This is a genomic window from Streptomyces alkaliphilus (genome assembly GCF_014141535.1).
Lineage (GTDB): Bacteria > Actinomycetota > Actinomycetes > Streptomycetales > Streptomycetaceae > Streptomyces > Streptomyces alkaliphilus.
This window is the reverse complement of record NZ_VKHT01000305.1, coordinates 1-5,252: the sequence shown is the minus strand read 5'-3', so window position 1 is coordinate 5,252 and position 5,252 is coordinate 1. Positions and strand designations below refer to the sequence as shown.

Sequence of the window (5,252 nt, the reverse complement as noted above, 5' to 3'; positions counted from 1 at the left end):
GGGCCGTACGTGCAGCTTCGGCCGGAGGGCGGCGGGCGGGAATGGGACGCGCGGCCGGAGGACATTCGTCCACCGGAGTCGGCGCCCCCGGTCTCCGCCGCGCACCACACCCTCGGCGCCGGGGCGGGCGACCGCGATGGGTGAGGGCGCGCACCGTCTCCGGGCGCCGTACGCGCTCGACTCCCGTTCCCGATGGCCGACCCCCTCCCGGACCGATCACCGGCACCGCCTCCCGGCCGGGGCCGGAACCGGGGAACGGCCCGGTCCCGGCCATGCCGTGCCCAGTCACGGGCGGCCCTCTTCGACGGTCGGGTGCCTGCGAACCGCGCTCCTCGACCGGGTGGCACACCTGCCGGCCCCCACCGTCGGCTTCGTGCCCACGGCCGCCCGGGTCGCCGTCCGGTGACCGGTCCCCGAGGCCGTTCCACTCGGTCGCCACCCCCGGGCCGATCACCCCGCACCACGAACACCAATAGGAACAGAGCGAGGATCCCGAGATGAACCCGTACCCGATCACCCCCATGCCTCCCATGACCGACGGCAACCCGCAGGACGACAGCGACAGCGGCAACAAGCACGGTGGCGGAGGTTCCGACGAGGGCGGAAACACCAACGACGGCCAGGGTCCGGCGGACGGTCGCTGAGCCGTGGAGACGACGCACGACACGGAGGCCGGTCCCGGGCGGTTGGCCTCCGCCCTCATCGACACGGGGGCACTGACCCCGGCGTGGGTCCCCGTATACGACGCCGTTCCCCGGCACCTCTTCGTGCCCGACGTCATCTGGCCGGGGCGGTCGGGGATGAACCGGCCGAGCCGGCGCGTGATCAGGAGCGAGGAGCCCGAGGTGTGGTGGGAGGCCGTCCACCGGGACGTCCCTCTCACCACCCAGTGGGACGACGGCACTCACACCGGCTCCGGGAAGGGCCGTGTCCCCTCCTGCTCGAACTCGATGCCGACCATGGTGTTCACCATGTTGACCGCCCTCGAACCGCTGGACGGACACAGGGTGTTGGAGATCGGGACGGGGACGGGATGGAACGCCGCGCTGCTCTCCGCCCGCCTCGGCTCCGACAACGTGGTGACCGTCGAGGTGGACGAGGAGATCGCCGTGGAGGCCCGGCGGCGTCTCCACGCCGCCGGGCACACCCCGACCACGGTCGTCGGGGACGGCGCGGAGGGGTACCCGACCGAGGCCCCGTACGACCGGGTGATCGCCACGTGCTCGGTCGGCCGGGTGCCGCCGGCCTGGCTGCGCCAGAGCCGACCGGGCGGGGTGATCGTCGCCCCGTGGGGGCCGACGTACGGGGGCGAGGCGGTCGTCCGGCTCACGGCGGCCGGGGACGGCTCGGCCTCCGGGCACTTCGTCGGATCCTCGGCGTTCATGCGGCTGCGGGATCAGCGACGGAACCTGTCGCCTCCCGACGCCTTCCCCGACTCCCCCGAAGAGGGGGAACGGAGCACGACCGCGCTCTCACCGGAGGACGTGGGGGACTGGCTCCACATGTTCGTCATCGGCGTCCGGGTGCCGGACCTGTTCTGCCGCGTCGAGTGGACGGGCGCCGGGACCTACCGGCTGTGGCTGTACGACACCGGCGCCACGAGCCGGGCCGTGATCGGGTACGAGGGGCCCGCCTCCTCGTACTCCGTCGTGCGGCACGGTCCGCGACGGTTGTGGGACGAGCTGGAGAGCGCGTGGCGGTGGTGGGACGAACGGGGCCGTCCCGGCTTCGACCGCTTCGGCCTCACTGTCTCGGCGGACGGTTCGCACACCGTGTGGCTCGACGACCCCGACCACCGGGTCTCCCCGGCGAGGGGCTGAGCCTTCTCCGGCGATGGCCGGCCGGACGCGGAGGGGGTCGGGAGGCGGTGCGTCCCGCCGCCTCCCGGCGCGCCGGCCCGGCTCTGGTCGGTCTTTGGGATGGGTACCGGTTCCCCACCGGTCCCCGCCGGTAATTCGCCGGCGGGACTGTCGGGGAGCGAGCAGGGTGTCGATATGCGTGACCACGGGGAAACGGCGTTCGTCCTGCGGCGAGGGGCCACGGGGTTCTTCCGGCCGGAGGACGGCCCCCTCCCCGAAACCGATCTTCGTCTTTTCCGCACAGGCCTGTACGACGCCGCGCGCCTCGCGGCGGGCAGGGTGGGAGAGTTCGAGGAACAGGCATATCCCCGCACGTTCCACACCGCGTCGATCCTGAGCCGCCGGGAGGAGAGCATCGTGCTGTGCCATGTCCATCACCCCCGGGTCGTCTTCGTCGAGGAGCGCGGGCCGTGGCACGACACCGACTTCATCGAGCCGCCGGGGTGGGCCCGGGCGTTCTCGTGGGCGGGGTTCGAGGTTCTCGACCGGCAGCTGCTGAGCACGCCCCTGGAGGAGATGGACACCTCCGGTCTTTCGCGGGTGGAACGAAGTGCCTGCCGTTTCCCCGGGACCACCACACTCGGCGGCCTGCTCTTCAACGCATGGGACTGAGAACCGCCCCGGCTGCCGGTGCGTCCGATCCGGGACGAGGGACCCGGGGTGTTCGGGGAGCGGCCCGGATCGAAGCGTGACGGATCGTCACCGGCCGGTACTGGATGCGCGGGGCGTCGGCGTCCCATGGTCGATGTGCGAAGCGCGCCGGAGGCCTTCCGGCGGCGAGTACCGTGGTGCGATGGGGACCAACAGGGTGGGTTCGGCAGTCGCGCCGGCTTTTCTCCTCGCCTGTGCGGCCTGCACGGGGGGCGGGACATGGCGGAGGCGGAGCGGCCGGAGCCGTTGGGGGAGTTGGCGGCGGTGGAGGTCCTCGGCGCGGAGTCGGCGGCGGCGGAAGGGGTCCTCGCCGAGAGCGGGGGTCGTGTCCTGGCGACCGTCCGGGTGGGGGAGGAGGTGTTCCTCTTCTTCACCGGAGGCGGCTCGTGCGGTTTCGCGGTCGTTCCCGACGCGGCTCCCTCGGAGGCGAGGCTCAGCCTGTTCTCCGCCCCCGCCCCCGCCTCCGGCGGGGGCGGCGGGGACGAGCGGGAACGGTATCCGGAGGGGCCGTACTCATTCGTGAGCGCCACCGGCGAATCGGAGGAGGACCGGTGGACCGCCCTGCTGTGCGGCGAGAACGCGATGGTGGTCGAGCACGTCGCCGAGATCCGCGACGGTGGGATCACCGATCCCACCGGTGAGGTGGACTTCGTCCCCGGTCTGCCGGGCAACACGACGGTGTTCGCCGTCGCCGAGAAGACACGGCGGGATGTGATCCTGCGCTCGGCCGGTTCCGGTGCCTGACGGGGGCGCCCCGTCCGCGCCGGTGATCTCGGGGGAGTCGGCTTCCCCGGGTACGAACAACGCCAGGACGCGGACCGATTCCCAGCCCTCGTCCCCGGCTTCGCGCCCGGTGTGGATCGGCGACTCGAAGTCCGTGACGATCGTCGGTGAAGCCACGGTGGAAACCCTCCGGCACGCCCACGCGTCGCCCGGGGCGAACGGGTCGAACCGCCACCGCTCCCGTTTTCGATGATGATCCCTCCGGCTCCGGAAAAGCCGGTCACGGCTCCGGGGCCGGAGGGGGTCACCTCTTCAGAGCCGCTCGCCCGAGGAGCGAGCGGGGGACGATCAGGGGATGGTGAAGCCGTATTGACCCAGGGCCCGGGAGATGGGCTCGTAGAAGGTGGTGCCGCCGAAGGTGCAGTTGCCGGAGCCGCCGGAGAGGATGCCGACCGCGAGGGCCCCGTCGGGGGTCTCGGTCCACAGTGGGGCGCCGCTGTCCCCGGGCTCCGCGCAGATGTTGGTGCGGATCATGTTGTACACGACATTGCCGCCACCGTAGTTCACGGTGAAGTTGAGGCCGGTGACCGAGCCCGACCGGCAGCCGGTGACCCTGCCGGCCCGGGTCACGGGCATCCCGATGTAGGCGTGGGTCCAGCCGACGATGTCGATGATCCTCCCATCGCAGACGACCTGGCTGGGATTTTCCTTTTGGCCGCCACTGAGGGAGATGTAACCGTGGTCGGCGCCGGGGTAGTTCGAGACGGCAGTGGGGCCGAGGTAGGAGGTCCGGGCGAAGTCCCTGTACCAGGCCGGGTAACCGCCGGTGCAGTGACCGGCGGTCAACGCATAGGTGCCTCCCTGGACGTTGAAGCCCAGGGTGCACTGCCCCCCGCCACTCGCGTAGATGGGCTGGCCGCCGCGCAGCAGGGGCGAGAGGGTGCCGGAGATCCTCTCGACCTCCAGCGCGTCGGCATCGGCTCCGGCCTCGCGCACGATTCGCCGCAGTTCCTTGTCGGAGACGGTCTCGTCGATCACCACCGTGACGGTGCCGTTCTCCTGGTCCACCGTCCAGGCGGTGCCGCCGACGTTCGTCGTCGCCACGGCCTCGGCCACGGAGTGGAGCCGGGCGAGGGTGATTTCGCCGGTCTCCGGTTCGGCGGCTGCCGGAGCCGGTGGGGCGAGGGCGAGGACCAGGGCCGAGGCGAGGGCGAGAGCCGGGGCGGCGAGGCGTCCGAAGCGGTTTCGGTGGTGTCCTCGTACGCCGTGATCGTCGGTCGCCGTGTGGGCGCGGGTGTTTCTCACACGTCCTCCTGTGGGGGCGAGCGGGTCACGCTCGGGAACGGGTGATCCGGATGACGAGGGCACGAAAAGCTTGTGATTTCCCACCTCTCGACACATCGTGTGAGTATTCAGATGATTCGGGAAAGCAACAAGGGGGATTATCGGCCGGGGATGTGAAACGGAAAACGCCCGGGCGGGTCGATGGGGTTGTTGTTTCCCCGGGGACCGGGCGACCCACTGATTTCCCCCGGGAGGCGTTTCTCTCGTTCGGGTGCGCCGTGCCGCGGGTGTACGGATCACGCGAACCCTTGTACGGCGGTGCCGAAGGAATTGGTCCGGAGGGCACCGAAGACCTTCGGCTTCTCCTTTCGGCTCCTCGTCGTATCGGTTCGTGGAAGTGGGGCCGCGGGTGGTCGGGAGATCGATGGCGGGAGGTCCGTACACCTCGCCGACCCCGACGGCTTCCCCCGGAAGGTGAGCGGTGGGTGACGCCCCGCCGTCCCGGTGCCGACCGGGTCAGGCAGTGGTGAGGACGACTGATGCTCGGCGAGGCTGCCTCGATCCGCTCGAACCCGACCCGTTCCAATCGTTCCCGGCACGACTCGGTGAAGTCGTGCCGGGCCCGGGCGCGCTTGATCATCGGGTTCTCTCCCCCCTGGAGAAAACGGCCCCTCCCGGGAGCCGCTCCGTTTCGTGACGTTCCCGGGTGCCCGACGGGGCCGTGCGGTGTCGGCG

At 71.3% G+C, this 5,252-nt stretch carries 5 protein-coding genes; 4 read left to right on the top strand and 1 reads right to left on the bottom strand.

All coding sequences use genetic code 11. From position 1 onward, the window contains the following. Positions 1-497: 497 nt before the first annotated feature. From FNQ90_RS11755 to FNQ90_RS11740, 4 genes are all read left to right on the top strand, one after another. Positions 498-644: a hypothetical protein gene (locus FNQ90_RS11755; RefSeq protein WP_153426746.1), complete on the top strand. Its 147-nt coding sequence runs from the start codon at positions 498-500 to the stop codon at positions 642-644. Between the two features lie 3 nt (positions 645-647). Then, a complete protein-coding gene (locus FNQ90_RS11750; RefSeq protein ID WP_182606322.1) occupies positions 648-1,820 on the top strand; it encodes a methyltransferase domain-containing protein in 1,173 nt (390 codons plus the stop codon). Positions 1,821-1,994: 174 nt separating this feature from the next. Next, positions 1,995-2,471 (top strand): hypothetical protein, encoded by a 477-nt coding sequence (locus tag FNQ90_RS11745; RefSeq protein ID WP_182606321.1) that lies wholly within the window; start codon positions 1,995-1,997, stop codon positions 2,469-2,471. A gap of 258 nt (positions 2,472-2,729) precedes the next feature. Further along, entirely contained in the window at positions 2,730-3,254 is a 525-nt protein-coding gene (locus tag FNQ90_RS11740) for a hypothetical protein (RefSeq protein WP_182606320.1), read from the top strand. A gap of 327 nt (positions 3,255-3,581) precedes the next feature. Here the strand turns inward: FNQ90_RS11740 and FNQ90_RS11735 are convergent, their stop codons facing one another. Beyond that, positions 3,582-4,538, bottom strand: coding sequence for a S1 family peptidase (locus FNQ90_RS11735; protein ID WP_323379899.1), 957 nt, complete (start codon positions 4,536-4,538; stop codon positions 3,582-3,584). Positions 4,539-5,252: the final 714 nt, after the last annotated feature.